The organism is uncultured Microscilla sp. (assembly GCF_947493425.1).
Taxonomy (GTDB): Bacteria; Bacteroidota; Bacteroidia; order Cytophagales; family Microscillaceae; genus Microscilla.
Genome location: NZ_CANLRP010000032.1, coordinates 19,602 through 44,653, shown reverse-complemented (window position 1 = coordinate 44,653; position 25,052 = coordinate 19,602). Strand labels below are relative to the sequence as shown.

Here is a 25,052-nt window from a genome sequence, read left to right as displayed (position 1 = left end):
TTCAACATCACATAGAAAATAATGGGATCAGCCTATATTACATTTTTATAACTCCTGACTTCATATATTAGAAATACGTTCTTGACAAAGTATATTATTTTACATAAAACTAACACAGCTTATTAATTAATATATTGTATGAATTTCTGCACATCTATCAAAGTAAAAAATAACTTTACTGCACTTAATGCAGCCACTTGTGTAAAAAAACACCACACAAAAACGTTTTTTTGGCAACATTACATGCAGCAAAAAACACGGAAAAACACTTGTTATTCCTTTCAAAATTGGGGATTAAGTGCTATTACTTACATACCCAAGCCTTTTCATTTTTCCCATAAAGGGGCTTCCCTACACTATACACATATAAATTGTTTAGATTTGCAAACATAAGAGGTCAAGCCTTTCCTTATGCTTGCATTAAAAAACAATGAGAATATTTGTTTTTTAGTTGCCTTCCCCAGCAGCCAAACAAACCTTGTGTTGTAAAAACTAACAAATGCTTATATAAATAACTATTGCTTCTATGAATTTCCAACGCTTTATTAAAGTCCTTAAAGTCTTTGCCATTACCTTCCTCTTTATTCCTCAAATCAAGGCGCAAATAGTTGCCACGTGGAACCCGGGAGCAGGTGCAATGGCTGGAGGTTTTTATACAAACCTAAAAGAAAAAAACTGGTACAACCCTGCTAACTGGAGCTGGACAGTAAGTGGTGGCGCAGCCGACCCTACCCACGCCAGTGTACCCGACAATGGTATACCAGATATTAACACAAACGTAGTGATACCTGGTGGTACAGCTGTTTGTTGGATTCCCCCAAACAATACCAATTACTGTATAGACGCTACAACTAATGCCAACGCCCCTGCGGTGGGTAATGCTCCCTGTAGTGGCAATTTTGTGCAAGCTACTGACCCATTGGCTGCTTCTATCACCATTAATGGAGGTGCTCTTTACAATGAAGCAGGCTCAGGTGTTGGCTCGCCTTCCTCTCTACAAGTAGCTGGCAATGTCACTATCAACAATGGAGGAGGCACAGATGGAGTACTCATGTTGGAAACACCCATTACCAAAATTGATGGTAACCTGGATATCACCAATAATGGACATTTTGTAATAGTAAGTGGGCAGATTCAGGTAGAACTTCAGAAAAACATTAACATAGACGGAACCATTACCAAACTACAAACTAGTTCTAACGGAATCTTCACTATCAATTTTGTAGGTGCTTCTGACTCTTATATCACAGGAAACAACAAAAGCAACGTAAGTAGTGCGTCTGCTGCTCTTACCCCCTATCTCAACTTTAGTCGCTTTACTTCTGGTGCATTCGATAATATCTTGGTTAACAAATCAGTATCGAAAGGCAACGATTTCTTTGTAAGAAACACTGATAATGGAATGCCTATATTATCTGGAGTAGTAGATGGGAGCGGTAGTTTAATTTTAGCAAGCACTGGAAACTTTGCTATCAATAAAGGAACTGTAGAGGTAAAGAATGCCACTGCCAATACTTCTTACCAAACTTTTGCTGGTTCAGACGGGTGGTCTTGGCGAATCAATGATCCGGATATTAACATTCGTGGCAAACTGTTTATTGCCAATGCAGATGTTGGAACTGTTAGCTACAAGGGGGCAAGCTTAGACTTGTGGCACGGAGGTTTAGCCAACAAAGAAGATATTACCATGCACCTGGGAGGCAGCCTTGAAGACTTGAACGTGTATTACCCGTCGGAAACAAATGATGGAGAAAGCAGAGGAGGTTTATATATTGGCTCAGTATCACCGTCAGCCTACGCTAATCAATCCCGTCCTGTCATTGTATTTAACGGGCAGAGTAGCCAAGACATCAGAGGCCTCAACGGAAATGGAACAAGCGACCAATTACAAAACTTTGCCAACAATCCCTCAGAAGGGGTAGGACTGGCACTCCCAAACGTAATTTATAACCCTGCCAACGCTACCAGTCGCCTTACTATCAATGTAAGTAACAACCTTCGAATCTTAGGACATTTACTTATCACTCAAGGAACATTTAGTCTGAATAGTCGCAAATTATTATTTGGAGACAAAGTAAGTGTTGCTCAAAGCAACACTAATATTACCTCTTATAACTACGGAGATGAAATAAATGTATATGGCAAGTTTGAGCTAAGCCCAAATTCTATTTTAAAAATGAGTACTGGTGGTACATCCTATGGTACTATTTTAAGAGTAAGAAAAGGTGGAAGCATTGAATCTTCAGGAACTGCCGATCAAAATGTAAACATTACCCGTGATGGTACGCCTGGTAAGTACTACCGCATTGCCGCTTACTCAGGTGCTACAGTACGCATTGTATACACTTTATTTGAGTTAATCACTGGTAGTAATACAGGGTATGCGCTACCTGGTACTGGCGTAGGTACCGATAACACTACAGGGGGTACCCATAGTAATGGAGGCTTCAAGTGTTACGCTGGTTCAGTGCTCGCTACTGACATAGACCACGACAGTGACCCTGCTACAAACCCTGTAACTTCTTTTAGTTATTGTACGATGAATACTGGTGGCTTTTACCTTAGTTTTATCACCATCAACACTGGACAAACTATACAAATAGAGAAAATATCATTTGGAGATACTGGTGGACAATCTATTTGTACTAATAATGGCTGTACGCCTAACTTTAGAAACGTAGTTGCCAATGGTAGTGGTGCTTACACCATCACTATGTACAAAACCAGTGGATCAACTGGCGGTACACGTACAGGTGAACTTCACGACGGAGGAGCTGGCGATGCCAATATTATCTGGACAGGTCCCACTCCTATTTACTGGTTAGGCCCACAAGGAATTCCTATGGCAAGCAGTCATGACAAAGTAAATAAAAATAATACCTCAATATTTAGAAAATGGTCAGACTCAAACGCTGATGGTACCCCTGACAACCTAGGATGGTCACTTAGTCCTACTGCTTATGTGGCCATTGACCCTGACCCTAGCAAAATACCAGGCAGTGCAGGTTTTACCAATTTTGATGTATATGTACCCAGTACTTGCAGCAGAAACTTGCTAATAGATGATGATTATACTTTAGATGGGGGCTATTTTTTCTTAGAGTACTTTGCTTCTACCAGTTTTTCGGATGGCTCAGTGTGGCATGGAAGAAGATACCGTCGTTCGGCTTACCTTGAAGATGGAAAAACACTGACGCTTGGAGGTGACTTCATCAATGGGGGAGCATCATCTTACAGAGACCTTGGTGGTGTGTTTTACGCAGGCACCAATAGTAACTTACATGTTGCTGGTAGCTTTTTTACTAACTTTGGACGCTCTAATCAAGGTGAAGTAGCTTCTTCTATATTTGAAGCACTTAATGGGTCTACCGTGTTGTTAAATGGTACTGAAAACCAAGAACTTCGTTTAAGAACCAATGCTTTGTATAACCTCACTATTGACAAAGCAAGTGGAACAGTGGTTACTCAAGGACTTTCTGGTGCTACTTATTATAGTCAAATTATTCAAAATAAGTTTTTGATGTTGAATGGTGGCTTTGTGATTCGCTCTACCTGCCCTTTGGTTATACAGGGAGACTATGAGCAGCAAGGTGGGTCGGTAGACTTTGACTTAAGCCCTATCACTGTACAAGGAAACTTTAAAGTAACTGGAGGCAGCCTAATACCTACTTCAAGTACTACTTATTTTATACCTAATACTACAGCGGAGCGAGTTATTCAACTCGATGCCAGCAATGTCAAGTTTAACAAAGTAGTATTTACCAGAAACGCTTACCTGCCTACCGCAGGGCATAACAACTCAACTAATTTTATTACCTCTCAAACTTACCAACCTTCCAGCCCAGTAACTACGGTTACTTCAGGTATTGTAAAATACTCTATCGCAAGTAGTAATAATAACTTTGAAGTGTTAAATGATGTAATCATTGAAAATAACCGTCATATCACGCTTAGTGAAGATTTGATAGCCACTACTGGCAATATTACGATCAAAGACAAGGGGGAGTTAAGTACTTCTGCGGGTACACAGTTCCAAATTAGGAGTGCCCAAACCCTATTGGTAGAAGATGGTGGCACCTTAAATGTAATTGGTTCGGTATCAAAGTACGCCAAGGTAAGTAGAATGGGGGTAGGGAACGATGCTTATAGTTTTAAAGTAAATGGAACCCTCAAAGCACGTTATTACCTGATAGAATTTACTGATGCAGATGGAGTAAACTTAAGCTCTACCGCAAAAACACTCAGCCCTGGGGTCATTATTGTAGGCGGTGGAGGTGAAAATTACAGCGCCAAAACTGGAGTGAGCATAGTAGGTGGTGGTGGAATTGGCGCCACAGCTAAAGCTGAAGTAACTGCAAGTATTACCAAAATAAATGTAAGTAACCAAGGGGGAGGCTATACAGCAGCCCCCAATGTAACCATTGCCCCTCCAGGCAGCGGCACCCAGGCTACAGCTACAGCTATAATCAAAGGCCCAGTAACAGGCATGTATATGACCAATGGTGGGGAGTATAGTGTACTGCCCAACTTGGTAAACTTTACTGGCGGCGGCGGAAGTGGCGCCTCAGGAGTAATAAAAGCTGGTATTAAAAATGTTAACCTCACCAGTGCAGGTGCCAAATACTCTTCTGCCCCTACGATAGCCATTACTGGTGGTGGAGGAAGCGGTGCCATTGCCTCTACCAAACTAGATGCCGAAGTAGTAGGCTACACTGTCACTGAAGGTGGGAGTGGTTATGTAACAGTGCCATCCATTGCAAGCATTGACATTGACCATTCTGCTACTAACAATAGTGCAAACGCTACCATTGCCGGAATAAGTTGTACGGTTACAGGAGCCAAAGATTTTGTAGCAGGGAGTGGTTATGATAACACCACCACAGTAACAATCGTAGGTGGAACTTTCACTGTCCAGGCTACCGCTGTCCCAGTTATTTCAGGTGGACAGTTGGTGGGTATTTCCATTACCAACCCAGGTTCAGGATATACTTCTGCCCCAACAGGTATTACCATCAGCGGGCCAGGCACTGGTGCCAGTTGTACTCCCACCCTTAGCATTGAATCACTTACTTTAGGAACAGGAGGGGCAGGATATGAAACCGCTCCAGCCATTAACTTTCCAGCTCCCCCCACCGCCACAGATGCACCTACCAGCGTTGCCAATGCAGTTGCCAACCTTTCTGGCGCTATCAAAACGATTACAGTAGACAACTCTGGGCAAGGATACACCTCTACTCCTAACATCAGCATTCAATCACCTGGAGCTACCGCCTCGGCTAATGTGACCTCAGGCCAAGTAACCTCAGTAAATGTAGAACAAGGAGGTGCCTATTATACCAATGCTCCTACAGTAACTTTCGATTCAGGTACCGCAAGTGCTTATGCTGTAGTTGAAAATGGAGTAGTTACCCAAGTAGTAGTCACCAATGGGGGCAGTGGCTATGCTGTTCCGCCCAAGGTGACTTTAAGTTTACCAACCGGAGCAGTTCAGGCAACTGCATCGCTTACAATGACCATTAATGAAGTAGCACTCAACTCTGGTGGTTTAAATTATGACACCCCTCCTACCGTGTCTCTTTCGGGGGGTACTACAGTTGGTGGAGATAACGCCAGCATAGCAGCTACTATGAGTGTACAAAGTATTTCTATTACCAACTCAGGCTCAGGCTATACCAATACGAGCCTACCAAACATCACCATTCAAACACCTGAGCCTGGCATAGGCATTGGGGTGGCCAATGGTGCCATCGCAGCCAAGGCTACTGCTGAAACAGTAGGTGAAATTACAGCCATCAATGTGATAACCAATGGTGCTGATTATACAAGTACTCCTTATATTATTATTAATGACACAACTGGTACTGGGCGAGGTGCTGCAGCCACGCCCATCTTAGCCCATACTACGGTATCCAACATTCCAGTAATAGATGGAGGATATTACACCTCTGTACCTACAGTAACAATTAGTGGTGGGATTGACGGAGGTGGTACAAATGCTACTGCCACCGCAGTAATGGTTAGACCAACTTTTGATGAAATAGCCAAAGCAATTATTAATACCAAAGGTACTGGATGTAACGATGGTACACACGAAATAGACGTACCTGGTGGTACTACTACTGCCAAGGTATTGGTAACAGTAGTAGGCGGGGTAGTTGCGGGGGTGAATGTCAAAGCGTTTGGCACTGGATATGGTAGTGATGTAGACATTAGCAGCTTAGTAAATGCTGCGCCTTGTGGCTGTAGTGGCGCAAGTGTAACGGCATTAAAAGGCTCAAGGATTGATAAAATTAATGTAGTAACTCCTGGAAGCTTATATACTGGTACGCCCACAGTTACTATTACTCCTACGGGTGGAAACCCTAACCAAGGAGATGGTGCAGCCCTTGCCTATCTTGCTGGGGCTCAGATTAGCTCCATTGTGTTGACGCCCAAAAATGTATACCCAGCAGCTACTTTTAGCGATGGCATATTCACCAATGGATACAACAGAGATAATGCAGGGGGTTCAGTAAATGGGGTATTTATTACTTTTCCGGAAAACTACAGTGCATACCGTAATGGTACAAATGCTTATAGTACAGAAGAGTCATTGCCTGCCAGTGTAACCCACGATTACCAGGCAAATCCAGTAGTAGACACTATCTACAACGTGCTTTTTCCGCAAAACCCCACACGAATTACGAACCCATTCCATTCTAACAATGTTAGAAGAATAGGCACCAGTTCAAATACAGAAAACCAAATTGTCTTTAAAGATGCCTTGGGGACATTCTCGGGGGAAGATTATGACGATGAAACAAGTCCTAACAATACAGGCGATGGTTTGGTGATTTGGGTAGAGCCAAACATTGTTCGCTGGGATGGGGGACCATCAAGCTCAGGAACCTCATGGAGAAACCCCAATAATTGGCGCCCCAATGGAATACCCACTCCAGATAAACACGTTATTATTGACTATCAATTGATGTCATTACAATACAGTAACCCAGCAGGTCCAGGAACGGTGATTGCCCCTACCAACTTCTTGGTACAGGTGGACCTTGATCCAGTGGCTCACCCTATCACCTGTAGAAGCTTGACCATCGAAACTTTGATTCCAGGGCCTAATCCATCTAATGCTCGAGGCGCTATTTTATTAGAACTTGACCGACCAATGACTATACTGGAAAGTTTTTCGGCAAGTGCTGCTACTACCACTGCTGTAAAAAACCCGGCTGCGACTATGTCTATCGGAGGCAGTTGGAGTAACGAAGGTAGGTTCATTCACGGAGGGGGTACTGTTGAGTTTAACCAACCACTTACCCGTACCATCAACGCTACGTCTGGCATTACAGAAAGTTACTCTGAGGTACCAGCTCATAGCTCTACTGCTACTGTAGGAGAAGCAGATGAGCATGCCAACGCGTTTTACAATTTAACCCTTTCAGATGGTACTACCGAACTCAACTCGTATATAAGAGTGGAAAACGATTTAAGCATCAAAAATGCAGGCACAAGACTCAACCCTTCTAATGACAACAACACTATAGAATTATGGGGTAAATGGCAAAACGAAGGAAACTTTGAACCCAAAGCAGGTAAGGTTATATTTGCCAGTAATCTTGATCAAACAGTATCTAAAGGTTTTAGAACTATAGCCACAGCTACCGCCGCCCTTACGGGTGATAAAGTCACAGGCATTACAAGGGTAGACGATGGTGAAAAATATGCCATAGCACCTCAGGTAATTTTAGAAGGTGGCGGCGGCTATGGAGCCAAAGCTACTGCCAGTATCGATACAGATGGTAAAATAAATGGATTAACAATCACTGATCAAGGTAATGCTTATACATCAGCACCCACTGTAGTGTTCGTTCCCATTGATAAAGAAAGTTTCCACAATGTAGATATCTACAAGTCTGCTAATCACGTAACTTTATTGACAAGAACAGAAATTACTAACAAACTTGATTTTAAAGCCAACAATATTGTATCTGATACCCTAAGAGAATGCATTGTGGGAGGAACAGGAAGCGTTGCTACCAACGCTCTAACAACAGGCAATGGTTACGTAGATGGACCAATGGGTCGTCTTTACAACACTAACACTGATTACGATTATTATATAGGAAAAGAAACAAGTTACCCAGGTCCAGTTAAACTTGACTTCACCTTAGATGGTATTGCATCAAGCAACGATGAAGACCAAGCCCTGTATATAATAGAAAGGTTTAACGCACTTCCAGTGGATGGCAGAATCATTCCAGCGTCAGCAGATGTAAACGTATTGCTTGATGCTCACTACAGGGTATACCAGGCACCTTATCCTTTCATCAATTCTTCGTATGCTAAAGATAAAGACAATAACGACTTGAACTTTGCTGCTGGAAAAATCGGGTTGCCATTGACCTTAGATGTGGAAAGCATTACTACCCAAGCATTAACAGGAACCACGATAGGCTTAGGCACTATAGCCACCGCCAACCTTGACAACTACCGTATATTACAAGATCCAGGAGATGTGAACTCATCCCTAACAAGTACCCAAAAAGGTTTAGATTCAGAGGTACCTTACCATACTGTGGGAGCCTCATGGATCAACCTGGGTGGCGAAAATACAGTCAATGCCGATATTGGAGAGTCAACTATTATTAATAATGTAACCAGTTTTTCTCAACTGGGTAGTGGTACATTTGCTATGGGTATCAAATACTCAGCTTTACCAGTTGATTATATTACCCTAAAAGCCACGCCACAGGGTAAAAAGGTATTGTTAGAGTGGACAAGTTTTAGCGAAGCTGACTTGAGTCATTATGAAGTTGAAAAAAGTGTAGATGGACAATCGTTTATAAAAATAGGCGATCAAGTAGCATTGGGTAAGCAAGGTTTAACACAAACCTATACGGCAATAGATGCCCAACCAATCAATGGTATAAACTATTACCGTATCAAGGTGTATGATAAAGATGGCAAATTTCAACACTCAAAAATGGTAAGTGCTGAGGTCTCATTTACTGCAGGATTCACCATATTTCCGAACCCTAACAATGGAGACTATGTGAAAATAAGTTCGGAGGTAAGCCTGCCAAATGAGGAAATTCAACTGACAATTACTGATATTTCGGGTAAAACAGTATACACTCAAACCATTGGGGCAGGCTCAAGAAGTAATGCAAATACAATTGAGCTAAACTCACTCAACCTGAGCAGTGGTTTACATTTTATCAATCTAAGTAGTACAAATTTATCTACCCGTTTAAAACTCATCATTAGCAAATAATACTACTCACTGTATTTTTGCTTAGTAAAACTACCTGACATTCTTTGTTGGGTAGTTTTTGTACTTTAGACCCTATTCAAACAAACATGTATGCCAAAAACACTGTTAATCCTTGATCTTGATGAAACACTTATTTACACTTCCCAGATGCCCCTCATCAACATTGAGCCAGCATTTATGCTATCAGCATACCATTATGTGTACAAACGTCCTTATCTGGAAGAGTTTCTTTATACTTGTCAACAATATTTTGAATTGGCGGTGTGGTCGTCTGCCCACCGCAATTATGTCAACCCAATAGTCAAGAGAATTTTCCCTCAAAGCATCCCTTTAAGCTTTGTATGGAGTAGAAAAAGATGCACTTTTGGCTGCTTGCCTTTGCATTATTCACCAACCAATCATCAAGCATTGAGTGATAGTCAAAAACCTAGCTGCTGGTTTAAAAAACTAGAAAAGGTGCGAAAAAGAGGGTACTCGCTACACAAAATACTGATTGTGGATAACTCTCCCGAAAAAGTATTTTTTAATAGTGCCAATGCCATTTATATCAATGACTTTCAAGGCGATGTAAACGACGTTGAATTGATGCTTTTGAAAAAATATTTATATACCTTGCATCACGTAGAAAATGTGCAGACGATAGAAAAGAAAGAATGGAGAAATAGTGTTTCTACATAAGTGTAAATCAAATAAACCATGTTGAACCTGTTAGAGAATCTAAAAAAACTAAATTTAAGTTTGCCCAAGCCATCTACTCCGGGGGGAGCTTACCAATCGGTAAATATTCGTGGCAAAATAGCCTACCTCGCGATTCAGTTTCCAATTGAAAACGAAGTATTTAAGTTTCAGGGACGACTAGGGGCAGAAATACCTACTGAAGAAGGTCTTAGGGCTATGGAACTTTGCACACTCAATGTGTTAGCACAAATGAATGCCAAAGTTGGATTTAATAATATAGAGGGACTCAACCATATAGATGCTTACTTTCAGGCTGCACCCGAATGGGATGATTCGCCACAAATAGTCGATGGTGCCTCAAAACTATTTTTGGCTGTTTTAGGTAAAAAAGGGCTACATTCACGGGCTATTTTTGGAGTAGAGCGACTCCCCCGAAACTTTTGTGTAGGTTTGACTTGTTCTTTCACTTTGAAGTAAGAAGCTATAAACCACAAGTAGGTATAATTTACTCATAGTATAACAATTGCACCTGTTTATTAGATATATTTACTTCTACCTTGGTACAAACTATACTAAAATTTGCGCTTAACCAAAGTAAAATAACAAGACTAAATATGAGCCATCAAAATACCCAAACACCCAACCGACTCGCAAAAGCTACCAGCCCCTATTTATTGCAACATGCATATAACCCTGTAGATTGGTACCCATGGGGGAAGGAAGCGCTCCAGAAAGCCAAAGATGAAGATAAACCCATCATTGTAAGCATTGGCTACTCAGCCTGCCACTGGTGCCATGTGATGGAGCGGGAATCGTTTGAAGATGACGAGGTAGCGGCTATTATGAACCGTTATTTTATTTGCATAAAAGTAGATAGAGAAGAACGCCCTGATGTAGATGCCATTTACATGGAGGCTATTCATGCCATGGGGCAACGAGGAGGATGGCCGCTCAATGCATTGCTTACCCCTGAAGCTAAACCTTTTTATGCCCTTACCTACCTACCAAAAGAGTCGTGGGTGCAGCTGCTGCAAAATGTAGCAGAAGTGTACCAAACCAAACGCGATAAACTAGAACAATCGGCAGAAGCCTACCGGGAAGCCATTGCAGCCAGTGAAGCAAAAAAATATGACCTGAAGCCTGAAACTATTCGTTACTCACGCGAGGCTCTTGACAAAATGTTTCAAAGTGTTTATAATGATGTAGATCATACCCGTGGAGGTACCAATCGTGCACCTAAGTTTCCTATGCCCTCTATTTGGCAGTTTTTATTGCACTATTATCAAATCACCAAAGACGAAGAGGCCTTAAGAGCAGTTGACGTTACGCTAAATGAGATGGCAAAAGGAGGCATTTATGATCAAGTTGGTGGAGGGTTTGCCCGTTACTCAGTAGACGCTGACTGGTTTGCTCCTCATTTTGAAAAAATGCTTTATGATAATGGGCAACTACTGAGCCTGTATGCTGATGCTTATAATGTTACTCAAAACCCTCTTTACCAACAAGTAGTAATGCAAACAGTTGATTTTGTAGCGCGGGAACTCACCAGTGAAGAAGGTGGCTTTTTCTCAGCACTTGATGCTGACAGTGAAGGAGTAGAGGGTAAATTTTATGTATGGGAAAAAACGGCATTTGATGAGGTGATAGGTGCTGAAGATGCTGCTATAGCCGCTGACTATTATCAGGTAACTAGTCAAGCTAATTGGGAAGAAGGTAACATACTACATAGAAATATAGGAGACCTGGCTTTTGCCAAAAAGCACCAAATGGACGTGGAAAGCCTCAAACAAAAAGTAACACAGTGGAATGAGAGATTATTGACAGCCCGCAACAAAAGAATACGCCCAGGGCTGGATGACAAGATATTAACGTCGTGGAATGGGCTAATGCTCAAAGGACTGGTAGATGCGTACCGGGTATTTGACTCTCCAAAACTATTGAACCTGGCATTGGCGAATGCTCAGTTTATTACCGAAAAATTAACCACAGAAAACTATCAGCTTTACCATAGTTACAAAAATGGAAAAGCCTCTATTAACGCTTATTTGGAAGACTACGCTGCTGTAGTAGATGCTTATATAGCCCTTTATCAGGCAACATTTGACGAACAGTGGCTTACCAATGCAAAAGTCCTGACTGATTATGCCGTGGCAAACTTTTATGATAAAGAAGAGGGTTTGTTCTTTTTTACTGATGTCAACGCTGAAAAGCTCATTGCCCGCAAAAAAGAACTATTTGATAATGTAATTCCCGCATCTAACTCTATGATGGCCAAAAATCTATATTGGCTGGGACTTTACTATGAGCAAAGTGACTATCAACAAAAGGCATCGCAAATGTTGGGGCAAATGCAGAAAATAATAGTAGAAAATCCCGAAAGTACTGCGAACTGGGCTGCCTTGTATACTTACTTTGCCCAGCCTACAGCCGAAGTCGCAATTGTAGGCGAACAAGCTCAAGAATACCGCGCATCTTTCGACAAATATTATTATCCTAACAAAATACTGGCTGGCACACTGCAACCTCAAGACTCACTCGGGCTTTTACAAAACCGAGGCACTATCAATGAGCAAACAACTGTATACGTTTGCTATAACAAAACATGTCAATTACCTGTAAACTCAGTAGAAAGTGCCTGGAAGCAAATGTCTCAGGCTTAATCTGTCTTGTTATTAAACACTTACTCCCTGCTTGGCCACAAAACAGGGAGTTTTTTATTCTCACCCCTTCTCTACTTACCTTACAATAAAGAAATTTGAAAAAAATCTAATAAAAACATCCGTTTGCCTCAAGTAATGCTGGTATTATAATTTTGTATATCAAACCTATTCAGATGATAAAATTAATATCAGATTCAATAATGAGAATTTTTACGCTATTGCTGATGGCAATATTTTTATTTGTAATCAATGCAAATGCACAACAAAAAGTAAAAGCTCCCAAAGTAAGGCTAGGCAAAATAGATAAGAAATGGCTGGAAATGAAGGTCTATCCTAAAGACAGTAACGCTACGGCAGTGATTCTGTATGACAAAGGAGAGACCAGCATAGACACTGATGACTTGTCGGTGATACATACTAGACATGTAAGAATAAAAATAATAAATAAATCAGGTTATAAATGGTCAAACGTTCAAATACCTTACTACATAAGTGGTATTAGAGGAGAATCTGTACGCTATATTCGTGGATATACTTACAACTTAGTAAATGGCAAAGTTGTCAAACAAAAGTTTGACCCTAAAACTGTTTTGACCCAAAAGTTAAACAAATACTGGAAACAAAAAACAATGGCTTTTTCTAAGGTAAAAGAAGGAACTGTAATAGAGTATACCTACACCATAAAATCGAAAGACTTCAGAAACCTAAAAAGCTGGTATTTTCAAAAGAGTATACCTGTTGTGTGGAGCGAGTATAAAGTAGAGGTGCCTAACTTCGTTAAGTACAACGTTGCTAACCGAGGGTATTTAATCAATTATAGCATTCGACGAATTACCGAAATGAAGGCTTCTGGCATGAACAACCAAATGCCTGTTAAAACAACCCACTACCACTGGGCAGTAAAAGACCTACCCGCCCTTAAGGAAGAAAGCCATATTACTACCTTGAAAGACTATACTCCGGGCATCGAGTTTCGCTTAAATCAAGTCAATATTCCGAATGGTGCTTCTACAAACTATTACACCAATTGGGCTACTGCCAATAACCAATTATTGACTCACGAAAACTTTGGAGCCCACCTTAAATTCAACACTTTTCTGGATGAGGTAGCAAACAATATTCGTAGCAAATACTCAGACACTACACAAAGGGTTGTGGCAGCCTACCAACACATACAGTCTTATATGACTTGGAACAAGAAAAAAAGAATATTTGTTTATGAACCTTTAGATGTTGTTTACCGCAAAAAAACTGGTAATGCTACTGCCATTAATTTCTTACTAGTTTCGTTGCTCCGAAAACTAGGCATCAAGACCGATCCAGTGGTACTAAGTACGCGATCACATGGAAAAATAAAGCCTAGTAGTGCCCCAATGATCAATCGTTTAAACTATATGATTGCTCAAATAAAACTTAATTCCAATACAACTATATTGGCAGATGCTACCGACCCTTTGTTAGATTTAGGCACGTTGCCTTACCGTTGCTTGAACGGTTTGGGTAGATCAGTCAATAACCAAGGAGGAAGCTGGATATTTTTGGGCAACACTCCAAGTAGTACTCAGGTAGGTATAGAGGTTATACTCGCCGAAGATGGTACTTCTAAAACAGTAGCTTCAATCACTCAAAAAGGATTTGCTGCTTATGATGAACGTAAAAAATTACACCAACAAAAACCTCAAAAATACGCTAAAAAATTCTGGAAAGGTTCAGAGTATACAGTAAATGCTCATAAATTTCAAAACAGCAAAAATATTTACAAGCCGTTTACAGCAAAATACATTTTGAATTTGAAAGAAGATGCCAGTATCAAAAAAGCAGGTAATATGTTTTATATTACCCCTGTACTTACCCCTGAGCTTCACGAAAACCCTTTCAAAGCAAAAACAAGGCAACTACCTATTGACTTTGGTTATACCTTCAAACAAAACTATCTTTTTACCATAAAGATACCTAAAGGTTATGAGGTAGAATCTATGCCTAAACAAAAGGTGGTGTCTTTGCCCAAACGAGCGGGAAGACTCATTTATATTGCTCAAAAACAAAAAGGTAAGGTACAGGTAATTATAAGATTTGCTATCAATAAACCGGTTTTTTTAGCCTCTGAGTACTTGGGGCTACGTGAGCTATATAACCAAATGATAGACAAAGTACAGGAACAAATTGTATTGAAAAAAATATAAACACAAACATTTAAATGAAACGATTGAAAAGTGTTTTTTTGATCTGTGTGCTAGGGCTTGTTGTTCACCAAAACAGCATAGCCCAGCTTACCCAAGCTGATCAACCTCAATATGCTGCTACTAAGATCTCCCCTAACCTATTGAAAGGAGCCAGCATAGTAGTAAGAAAAGATTCAAGCCACTTGCGTATACAAAGCATTGGTGAGGGTGTTTTTACAACATCGTATGTATATACTATCTTGAATGAGGCAGGAGACCACTTTGCCAACTTCACAGTATTTTATAACAAGCTTAGCCACATTGATTACATGCGGGCAGCGGTGTATGATGCCAACGGAAAGTTTGTGCGCAGGATTAAACAGCGTGACGTTCAAGACTATAGCTCTGCCGATGGGTTTTCTTTGTATACCGACAACCGCGTAAAATACGCCAAGCTGAGGCACAATACTTACCCTTATACAATCAAGTGTGAGTATGCCAAAACTTATAATGGCTTGCTGTTTTTTCCGGGTTGGCACCCACAAACCAGCCAAAAAATGTCCGTAGAAAGGTCGTCTTTTACTGTTTTTTCACTGCTCAGTCACTCCTTTCGTTACAAAGCAATCAACCTTGAGAAAGCCACCAAAACACCCGAACAAAACGGGGTACAAACCTGGAGCATTGCTCAATTGCCTGCTGCCCAGCCAATCCCTTATAAAAAACAAACCTCTTTTCCTCGCCTTTTGCTGGCACCCAACTACTTTGAGATAGAGGGCTTTAAAGGCAACATGCAAAGCTGGAATAGTTTTGGGAAATGGATAAACCAGCTCAATGCCAACCGAGACGAGGTGAGTCCCGAAACAACAAAGAAGCTCAAGGCGATGACCTCAAAATTGAGCAGTATTGAAGATAAAATCAAAGTTGTGTACAACTATCTCCAACAAAATACTCGTTACGTGAGCATTCAGCTGGGTATTGGTGGTTGGCAACCCTTCAAGGCACTGACTGTAGACCAAAAGGGCTATGGAGATTGTAAAGCATTGAGCAACTACATGTATGCTTTGCTTAAGAAACTAGGCATTGCTTCATTTTACACCTTGGTAAAGGCCGGAAAAAATAAAAGACCCATCCAGACAGATTTTCCATCGTCACAGTTCAACCACGTGATTTTGTGTGTACCTACAGCTAAAGATACTATCTGGCTTGAGTGTACCAGTCAAAGCGAATCATTTGGGTATATGGGTAGTTTTACCGGAGATAGAGAAGTATTACTGGCTACCCCTCAAGGGGGGAAAATAGTTCGTACCCCTGTGTATGACCAAAGCGTAAACACCCTGCATCGTCAAGCCCAGGTAACCATTGCTCCTGATGGTAATGCTACAGCAAAAATACAAACAAAGTACAAGGCCATTCAAAGTGAAGCCATTGCCTGGCTAATTAGCCAAGCACCTGAAGTACAAAAGAAGTGGCTGTATGAGCATCTCCAACTCACTGGTTTTGAAATAGCCCAGTATCAATTGACACTCAAGAAAGATCGCTTGCCAGTAGGTACCGAAACTTTGCAACTAAACATAAGAAGGCTGGCGTCTAAAAGTGGTAAGCGTTTATTTCTAAAACCTAACCTGATGAATCGTTACCGGACAGTCCCCCCAACAATGAAAGACCGTTCAAGCGATATTTATATTTCGTCAGTGTATGCTTTTACTGATATAGATAGCATTAGTTATCAAGTACCTGAAAAGTATGACGCCGAATACAAACCTGCCCCAATAAAATTCAGCAACGAATTTGGATCTTATAAAATGAAAGTGTTCATGGACGGCAGAAAAATCACCTATGTTCGTAAAATGGTAGTCAACGCTGGTACATTCCCCAAAGAAAAGTACCAGGAAATGGTGAAATTTTACAAACAAGTAACCAAGGCCGACAAAGAGATGGTAGTGCTGGTAAGTGGCACATAGGAACGCCACTTATCACTTGAAGCTCTGCTTATATTTGTGTATATTGAGGCTTTAACAAACCAAAACAACAATACTATGAACACTAAAAACCATTTGGGAAAGTTTAGTAAGATATACCGCCACGGCGATGTTATTATTTTTAGGCTTGACCAGGCTAACCTGGAAACGTTTACTATGACACCTGTCAACAAATTAGTATTAGCGTATGGCGAAGTAACGGGGCACGCCCATCGTTTGGCCGGTGAGGTAAACATTGCCGCAAACGCTCCGGAGGCAGGCATAGAACCCATACTGTTTGAAGTAATCAATGAAGCAGTGCTTACTCACGAAGAACACGATACTATTGTACTCAATAAGGGGGTATACCTTAAGGTGAATCAGGTAGAATATGATCCATTCAAAGATTTGGTAGTAGCTATTCGAGATTAGCCTTTAAGGCACTGAACTTGAAAATCCATCACTGTATTTTGTCTAAACCTACTACATGAACCGAAACTAAAGCAAATAGCAGTTTTGGCTTTATACAGGTTTCAGGGCAAATACCAGCATTTTTAACTACTCCTTTTCAGCATTCCTCAACAAACATAAGACGGGGTACAGCTGATATGCCTTTCACAAAGTCTTTTTTTTATTTTATAACAACATAAGCATTGCAAAAAAATCAATAAAGACGTAAAAAACTCTTGTACTTGCTCTTCAAACAGTTGCCTTACACTTTCTACTCATTTGATGGCTATAAGCCTTGTAAAATTGCCTAAACATAATTAAAACAATCACTAATTACTTGACAAAATACAGGTTTTCAGTAATTTTATAAAAAACACCTCATTTATAAATAGAGATTTATCGGAACTATATTAATTTTGCAGCCTGTGAAATCAAGGATTGGGTAATTAAGCATATTTTGGCAAAGGTTAAACAAGTGCTGGGCCTTCGTCCTGATAAATTCCACAGACAAACAACATCTTTTTGCACAAAAAAATCCGTTTATTACAATAAACGTATACTAATATGTCTACCAAAATTAATTTGATTTATGAATAACGGGGAATTCAGCTACAACCAAGCCGTATTTGGGCTCATGTTGATGGGTGCCAAAGCTGATGGCGTGTTACAGTCAGAAGAAAAACGTTTGCTTGTAGACCTGACCAGTGAAGAGCATCATTTGACCGCTGAGGAATACAAATTTGTAATTACACAAGCCAAAGAACTATCTGATGAGGCTTTTGTAGAGAAAGTGTATGCCACACTTAATAACTTTGACTATAAAGATAGGGTAAAAGCTTTGTACTGGTTACTTAAACTATTAAAATCGGACGATAGTTCAGACGACGATGATCAGGAAGGTAACTCTAATGAGCAAGAGATATACAATAAAGCAATTGTTTCACTGGGTATTTCAGAAGAGGATGTAGAGCGCTATGAAAGAGAAAAAGATGGGGTAGCTTAAGGCTTGCTTCATACTATTGCTTCTTTTAGTCAAACCAGCTTCTCAAGAGACTAAGTACCGATTAACGAATACTGATGATCATTTGTTCAACGATTGATAGTACCTCTCAAATCTCTATTCGTTAATCGTCGTTTTATATTATTTTGTCGCAGCCATTAACTCCTGGTAGCGATGTTGGCTTACCTGACTAATAATAAGGGTAGCAAAAACTTTTTTCTCGTTTTTGTAATAACCATATACCCGGATAGTAGCCACTCCACGATCATCAAAAAAGTGATTGTTAGTATCTTGAGGCAAGGTAATGATCAAGAGCTCTCTTTGTTTGTCTTTGGTTCTAAAGTTAGGCGTATTTTGGGTAACATAGCCACTTAGATAGATTGATGGCAGAGCATCGGTTTTCACTGCAAAGCAAAAGGTTTCACCAGCTTTGGCAGCAATAGGTTTAGATAGATCTAAACCATTTCTATATTTTTTCTTGGTCCCTCTGGCACTCCCCCACTCTGGCGAGCGTTCGGGCTTTATCATCTCTTTGCGCATGGCATTGACCACATCTTGTATGTGCAAAAAACCTCTGTTTTGGTATTTATATAACTTTGCCTTGTTTGGGTGGGTGTGTTGGTCAAACGACAACAAGAAATAATTTGTTGATGAGCGGTCATTGTTGGTTTGGGCATAGCCAACATAATTGATTGTGCTTATTGCTATAAGTATAAACAATGCTCCTGATTTTTTCATAAGTGTATTTACAGTAGTTCGTATGTGTTCGTTTACTTTAAACGTAGATACCAATACAAAAAGTTACAAACCAGTGGCACGCGAAGCAATTCCCCTTTTCTCAATCAACGTTGCCCGTATACGCTGAGCTCTAAAAAATGTAAGTGGATCGATACAAGCCTTGTTTCTGAAGCGGGCTTCTGCTACCAATGGGCGCACATCAACCCTAAAAGCAGCTTGCAACATTTCTTGTGCCTGCACCACCTCATTTTCTTCCTGCATCTGTTCAAGCATTTTTTGGTCAATTAACAAAGCATGGGCATACTCTATTAATATTCCTTCGGTTGCCTGCATTAAATCTTCTATTGGGTCTTTGGTATTATGGCTGGCGTCAATCATCCAGGCAATGTCTGGCGCATTGGTGGGAGCATCGCTCCACATAGCATTAACAAGTTCCTGAAAGATTAAAAATAAACGGTAAGGCTTTAAAGCTCCAGTGGTTAGATCATCGTCACCATAAGAAGACCCATTGAAATGAAAACCACCCAAACGCCCTATTCCTGCCAACCTTGCAATGATTTGCTCAATGTTGGTATTGGGTAAATGATGCCCCAGATCAACTAATACCTGCGCCTGATCGCCCAGATGTTGCGCCAATAGCAGGGCTGTCCCCCAATCAGGAATCACCATTGAATAAAAATTAGGTTCGTAAGGTTTATACTCTATCAACATTTGCCAATGGCTGGGCAAGTATCGGTATATTTCTTGTAAACTTTCGGCAGTGCGTTCATAGGCTTTTCTAAAATTATTTTGCCCTGGAAAGTTGGCCCCATCGCCTAACCAAGTGGTCAAAGCTTTAGAACCCAGCTGTTGTCCTATATTTATCACTTCACAATTATGCTCAATGGCTTGCTGCCTTACCTCAGCCTTGGTATGGCTTAGTGAACCATATTTATATGAGTAGGTTTGTTGGGGGTGATCTTGAAAAGTATTAGAATTGATAGCATCAAACTTGATTCCTTGACTGTGGGCAAACTGTCGAACTGCGCTATAATCTGACGATGTATCCCAAGGAATATGTAAAGAAATAGCATTGTTACTCCCTGTAAGTTGGTGCAAAAGACTCGTGTCTGCTATTTTTTCTTCAATGTTACGTGGTTCTCCCCCTATAGGAAAGCGTCCAAAACGTGTCCCACCCGTACCCAAAGCCCAGCTGGGCACGCTCACCTGAAAAGCCTGTAGCTTTTGAATAACAGGCTCTATGTCGAGCTGCTTTTTTGCTAATATTTCTTGTAAATGATATAGTTGGTGTTGGTGATCTGTTAGTAGACTTTGGTTGGTTTGTGCGATTAATTCAGGGGGCGTCATCATTTCTGAGGGCTGTTTAGTTTTAGGTGTAAACATATCAAACCAAGCGTTGGTAATTTATAATTTATCAAAAATTTATAGTATTACATTTATTTTATCAAAAAAAGCGGATGCTAAAAGGTACAATAGCAAAACAGAGCACTGCCTTCGGGCAGTACTCTGTTTTATTCCAAGCCTTACTTGGGCATTCACCTGACAAAGAGATTGTTTAAAAAAGGGTCTGTAGACGTAATTTAAACAAATGCTAATCTTCGGCTTCAAAAGAATACATATTAATCTTTAGCCCAGTACTTACCATATAGTCTTCGGCTTCTTCTGCAATGCTATCGTCATCATCGGGGTAATACCAGTTTATTTCTACTTCGGCTCCACTATCTTCATAATCTTTGAGGGTACGCAACACATTGAGAATACCACGCGAAGAGCTTGTGTTGAAATAAGTCAAGCGAAAGTTAAATTTAATGGCTTTTTTTACTTCAGCCCGGTACTGTTCTATCCACTTGATAATGGTGTTGTAAAACTCATCGGTGTCTTCCAGATAAGACTCCCCCGAAATTTCACAAGTTCCAGTACTTACTTCCATTTTGACATTTGGGATATAAAAAACCCCGCTTTCTCCCTTGATTTCTAAATCTTCCATATCACTAACAAAAATCTTTGAACAACAACTAAAAATCTGAAATTTACATAAGTTAAAATAAGTTTATCTTTTGGTGCTTTTCATAAATGCCTGAAAGTGCCCACACGTGAGAGATTAACATTGCAAGACTTAGCAAAGCTGTAGGTTCAGTGGCTACAGATTTTTTGGATAAAAATCGCAGTTTTCATTAAGCATCTGACCAAAATTAACTGTGTTGAGTTTGGACTTCACTCTTTGGCTCTTTGCAAATACAGCCCCTCTTTTGTTTTGGGATTGTTCAAGCAAAGCAGCTATAAACTTAATTAACAGTGTAACAAGTAATCATACCAAAATAACTTGGGTTTATTGAACTCTATCTCTGGCAGTTGTAGTGTTTTAGATAGCTTTGCAGCTATGACTTTACCGTCTCATAAGTTCGCCCAATACCTCTAATTGCCAGCTATACCAGTAAAGTGCTTTACTTTATTAATATGCATTCTGTTTTGAATGATCAACGGGTAATTGTTGTAAAACATTTGCAATCAAATCATTTGGCAGACATTAAGGCTTTAGGAATCAACAGATCCTTCCTTTAATATTTTTTAAACCCTAGTTCTGGTTTTTTCATTTGAGGATTTAAGTACTGATTGATCAGTAATGCGGCACCTGTAGCTGCCCCTTCAGGCATATTGGGCACCAAAACTTCTACTGATGGATAAACTTTACTTAGTGTGTGCAGAAAAATCTCATCATCGGTAAATTCTCCGTCTACAATCAAGTATTTGGGCAATCCTTTTCTGGCAGCAATGGCAATGGCTGGTTCAAAAAACGATATCAGGTCCCGCATGAGTTGATGATAGGCATCCTCGAAACTGTCGAATATTGACAAATCCCATTCTTTTTCGCTTCCTGTGTCCGATTTATGGGCTCCACTGGCATCAAAAGAATGAGGCACCAGGCTTCGAGCATCTCCTTTAGAGGTAGCCTGAGCTTTGCTAAATAGGCTTTCATCAAATTTTACACTTTTATAATAATCAAGGGGCTTGCCAAAGTGTTTTGCCATGCGATTAAATTGGTAGCCATGTTCGTTTCCAATGAAAAAACGAGATGCTTTTACCCTACGTCCTTGTACGGTTAAATATTGTAAACAATCCTGTGACACATCTTCAGGGCGCAAAGGAGAGTGATCAAATGGGTTGAGTGTAATACACCAGGTATCAGTCATACCTAGTAATAAAAACTTTTCGTCGAACAAGTGTAAGTAAGTTCTCAAAGCTGACGAGCTATCGTGCAGGCCGGTCCCTACTGGTATTTGCTTGCCTTGTCCTTCCCAGTGCCCCACAACAGGACTAGTGCTAAATTCAGGGATGATTTTATCAATGCCTTCATCTTTTACCCACTGATGATAGTCACGACGACGGAAGTTCCAAATACCAGTATGGCAACCAATACTGGTATACTCGGTAGTGGCTTCTTTGGTAAAAAGGTATGCCATGTATTGGGGTAAATGTAGACTATATTTAATACGGTTGTATACTTCAGGTTTTTTGTACTTTAACCAATAAATTTGCAAACCTGAATTAAGCATACCTAAAGGAGGAGAGCAGGTTTCAAGTGCAAACTTTACTTTTTCGCCATATTTGCCATAAAATTGCGTTTCGAGGTCTTCATCAAATGGTTTCAAATATGAATAAAGGGGAGTAAGTGTATTGCCACTTTCATCTATATGCATGAAGGTTGCCCCATACGTCGAAAAGTTGAGCGCTTTTACGTCATACTGATCACTGCTCACAAGCTTGTTCCAGGATTCGGTAGCCCACTGGTTCAGCAACTGTATATCGTCTCCTTCAAAACCATCATCATCTTTGGTTTTTGCCAGCTTCTCAGAAGCTATATCAACTACATCAAAGTTCTCATCAAAGAGAATTAATTTCTTTTGGATAATACCTACATCCAATACTGCGGTAACAGTTTTTTTCATATCTATGGAATTTTGCAATACACAAATTTTCAATTGTCAATATAGAGATAATCCCTTAAGCTTAAAAAATTATCTGGCAAAACCTTTTTTTACCAAAGTTAATTTTTTTGCCCATAAATTAAAGTCGTTTTTAGTTATGTCTTGCGCTGATGGCATTTCCAAAACACCCTTCTTTTTGGAGTAAAATAGCTACTCACCTATTTTAGTAATTTGATAGAGTTCCTCAAAATTTCTTTGAGATCATCAGAATAACCAAACCGCTGTTGATTTACTTCAATACTTTGCTCTATGTCTCCTTTGGGGTGTTGTTGTGAAGCTATGGCCCAGTCACAAAACATTTCGATTACATCTATGAGGTTCATTTCTTGAATACCTCCTTCAAAATGTTCGGGATGATGACGGTTGCAAGCATAATGATGCTCTAGTGCTTCACTCATTTCTTCTTGGATGACCAAGTATTCGGGTGATCCATAATCAGCATCTTTGAGTTTTTGAGTATACTTCATTGAGTACTCTATTTCAGGCGAAGAGAGTTTGGATTGGTCATGGGTGTTTGACCTCTTTAATATTTCGACTACCATCTTATTCAACAAATCTCTTACAAGCAAAATATGCTTACGGATTTCATTTTCGGTAGTTGACAAATCGGTATTTTTGTCAGTATCCATGTCTTGATGCTTCATTGAGACTGGTATTGTATGTAAAACTATTAAGTTTGGACAGATTTGTTATTTTATATGAATAAATGTAAAAAGTATGCGGGACTTTTACAAATAGAATGAATATACAATTGGGAAGGAAAACACAAAACCTTACGCTAACTTTTAGTTGTATTGAACAATAAATATCCTACATTTTTTGGAAAATCAGGGGTGGTATTCAAATGTTTTGGCTTGTAATATTTGATGGTATATATCTATATAATTACTTGTTTGCTGTTCAATAGAAAACTTTTCCAACGCTTTTTTTCTGGCATTTTGCGCCAACTCACTACGCAACAAAGTGTTGTGTAGTATCTCATTGATTTTTTCACCAAGCATTTGATGGTTTTTTTCTGATGCCAATAACCCCGTTTTGTAAGGTACTACCATATCAGGAATCCCTCCAATGTCAAAAGCCACTACTGGTACTCCACAAGCCATGGCCTCTAGCATAGTATTGGGCAGGTTATCTTCTAACGATGGTACAATGCAAGCATCTGCACAAGCATATATTTCGGCTAACTTGTGCTCTTCCTGCACATAATCAAACTTAAGGTGAGGAAAATCAAGCGAAGTATCGTGGTGGTTGCCTACCAATACGGCCAAACTTGTGCTTGGGTCAACACACTTCAAGGCTTTGCTCAAAAGCTCAAATCCCTTACGTTTATTGGTAATATTCTCAGCAAGAAATATCAATACATTTTTGTCTGATGGTATGCCCAGTTTTTTGCGTACCAATTGCTTGTCCATTGGTTGGTATACGTTCAAGTCGATACCATTGGGAATATGTATGTGCTGAAACCGATCGAAAAAACTTCGGTTTTGGGCTATATCAAGCATCCAACTTGAGGGGCTCACTACTTGCAGTTTGTGTATAGGTTTGAGTGCTTTGTATTTCGTGTCCTTTATTTTAGTATCTAGCAATTTATACTCCGTTTCATTGTGATGGTAATCACCCTCATAATGAAACCCTCCATAAAACGGGTTTAAGTCGTGTAGTGTCCAGACAATGGGCTTTTGGCAATGCTTGAAAAAAGAGGTATAATCGATAAAACCTGCCACCCAGTGGAGATGGATAATATCGGCTTGTTTGTATAGAGGATGATTTAATATGTTATACACCGACTCAGGAAACGAGAACACTTCATAATTATGACTTTTACCTCTCAAGGCTTTTTTTTGGTGGTGTTGGTGTAGCCTGTATTTGAGCGAAAATTGTAATTGTTTGAAAAAAGACTGGGTATTGAATGAATATTTATGGACATGAGGCTCTGTTTGGTATTTATACAACACCAACAAGTTGTTGTCAATATTAGCTTTCAATAAACCGTTCATCAAACGTATAACTGCTTTGCCTGCGCCCCCTGTATCTGTGGTATTAATGTGTAGTACCCTCATATTGAACCAATACTCAAAATCAAGTGCTTATTTGTTGGCTACGTAATTTTGATATTATAATCTAAAATTGATGTTTTTCTAAAATAGACAGATGTACC

The 25,052-nt window shown here is 40.0% G+C and carries 14 protein-coding genes; 8 read left to right on the top strand and 6 right to left on the bottom strand.

Features of this window, described 5'->3' with window-relative positions; genetic code table 11:
• Nucleotides 1-526: 526 nt before the first annotated feature.
• The 8 genes from Q0954_RS11065 to Q0954_RS11030 all read left to right on the top strand — a co-directional run bounded on the left by Q0954_RS11065 (nucleotide 527) and on the right by Q0954_RS11030 (nucleotide 18,173).
• The gene (locus Q0954_RS11065; RefSeq protein ID WP_299456817.1) at nucleotides 527-9,262 is read left to right on the top strand and encodes a T9SS type A sorting domain-containing protein; all 8,736 of its coding nucleotides are present in this window, start codon (nucleotides 527-529) and stop codon (nucleotides 9,260-9,262) included.
• A gap of 90 nt (nucleotides 9,263-9,352) precedes the next feature.
• On the top strand, nucleotides 9,353-9,940 hold the full coding sequence (locus tag Q0954_RS11060; RefSeq protein WP_299456815.1) for an HAD family hydrolase: 588 nt from the start codon (nucleotides 9,353-9,355) through the stop codon (nucleotides 9,938-9,940).
• Between the two features lie 18 nt (nucleotides 9,941-9,958).
• Nucleotides 9,959-10,417 carry a RidA family protein gene (locus tag Q0954_RS11055; RefSeq protein WP_299456813.1) on the top strand — a complete coding sequence of 153 codons (459 nt, stop codon included), beginning with the start codon at nucleotides 9,959-9,961 and terminating at the stop codon, nucleotides 10,415-10,417.
• Between the two features lie 137 nt (nucleotides 10,418-10,554).
• Nucleotides 10,555-12,600 carry a thioredoxin domain-containing protein gene (locus Q0954_RS11050; protein WP_299456811.1) on the top strand — a complete coding sequence of 682 codons (2,046 nt, stop codon included), beginning with the start codon at nucleotides 10,555-10,557 and terminating at the stop codon, nucleotides 12,598-12,600.
• A gap of 200 nt (nucleotides 12,601-12,800) precedes the next feature.
• Nucleotides 12,801-14,783 (top strand): DUF3857 domain-containing protein, encoded by a 1,983-nt coding sequence (locus tag Q0954_RS11045; RefSeq protein WP_299456809.1) that lies wholly within the window; start codon nucleotides 12,801-12,803, stop codon nucleotides 14,781-14,783.
• Nucleotides 14,784-14,797: 14 nt separating this feature from the next.
• Complete coding sequence (locus tag Q0954_RS11040; protein WP_299456806.1) at nucleotides 14,798-16,723, top strand: DUF3857 domain-containing protein; 1,926 nt, start codon at nucleotides 14,798-14,800, stop codon at nucleotides 16,721-16,723.
• A gap of 75 nt (nucleotides 16,724-16,798) precedes the next feature.
• Nucleotides 16,799-17,152 (top strand): hypothetical protein, encoded by a 354-nt coding sequence (locus Q0954_RS11035; protein ID WP_299456805.1) that lies wholly within the window; start codon nucleotides 16,799-16,801, stop codon nucleotides 17,150-17,152.
• 607 nt (nucleotides 17,153-17,759) lie between these two features.
• Entirely contained in the window at nucleotides 17,760-18,173 is a 414-nt protein-coding gene (locus tag Q0954_RS11030; protein WP_002692921.1) for a TerB family tellurite resistance protein, read from the top strand.
• A gap of 138 nt (nucleotides 18,174-18,311) precedes the next feature.
• On the opposite strand, the gene Q0954_RS11025 is transcribed toward Q0954_RS11030, so the two are convergent.
• The 6 genes from Q0954_RS11025 to Q0954_RS11000 all read right to left on the bottom strand — a co-directional run bounded on the left by Q0954_RS11025 (nucleotide 18,312) and on the right by Q0954_RS11000 (nucleotide 24,954).
• Nucleotides 18,312-18,908, bottom strand: coding sequence for a hypothetical protein (locus Q0954_RS11025; RefSeq protein WP_299456801.1), 597 nt, complete (start codon nucleotides 18,906-18,908; stop codon nucleotides 18,312-18,314).
• Between the two features lie 63 nt (nucleotides 18,909-18,971).
• Nucleotides 18,972-20,291 (bottom strand): TIM barrel protein, encoded by a 1,320-nt coding sequence (locus Q0954_RS11020; protein ID WP_299456799.1) that lies wholly within the window; start codon nucleotides 20,289-20,291, stop codon nucleotides 18,972-18,974.
• Between the two features lie 208 nt (nucleotides 20,292-20,499).
• On the bottom strand, nucleotides 20,500-20,895 hold the full coding sequence (locus tag Q0954_RS11015; RefSeq protein WP_002692915.1) for a DUF1987 domain-containing protein: 396 nt from the start codon (nucleotides 20,893-20,895) through the stop codon (nucleotides 20,500-20,502).
• Nucleotides 20,896-21,466: 571 nt separating this feature from the next.
• Nucleotides 21,467-22,855, bottom strand: a complete 1,389-nt coding sequence (locus tag Q0954_RS11010; RefSeq protein WP_299456795.1) for an FGGY-family carbohydrate kinase — start codon at nucleotides 22,853-22,855, stop codon at nucleotides 21,467-21,469.
• A gap of 197 nt (nucleotides 22,856-23,052) precedes the next feature.
• Nucleotides 23,053-23,538 (bottom strand): DUF5662 family protein, encoded by a 486-nt coding sequence (locus Q0954_RS11005; protein WP_299456794.1) that lies wholly within the window; start codon nucleotides 23,536-23,538, stop codon nucleotides 23,053-23,055.
• A 183-nt stretch (nucleotides 23,539-23,721) separates the two neighbouring features.
• A complete protein-coding gene (locus Q0954_RS11000; protein WP_299456792.1) occupies nucleotides 23,722-24,954 on the bottom strand; it encodes a glycosyltransferase in 1,233 nt (410 codons plus the stop codon).
• Between the last annotated feature and the right edge of the window lie 98 nt (nucleotides 24,955-25,052).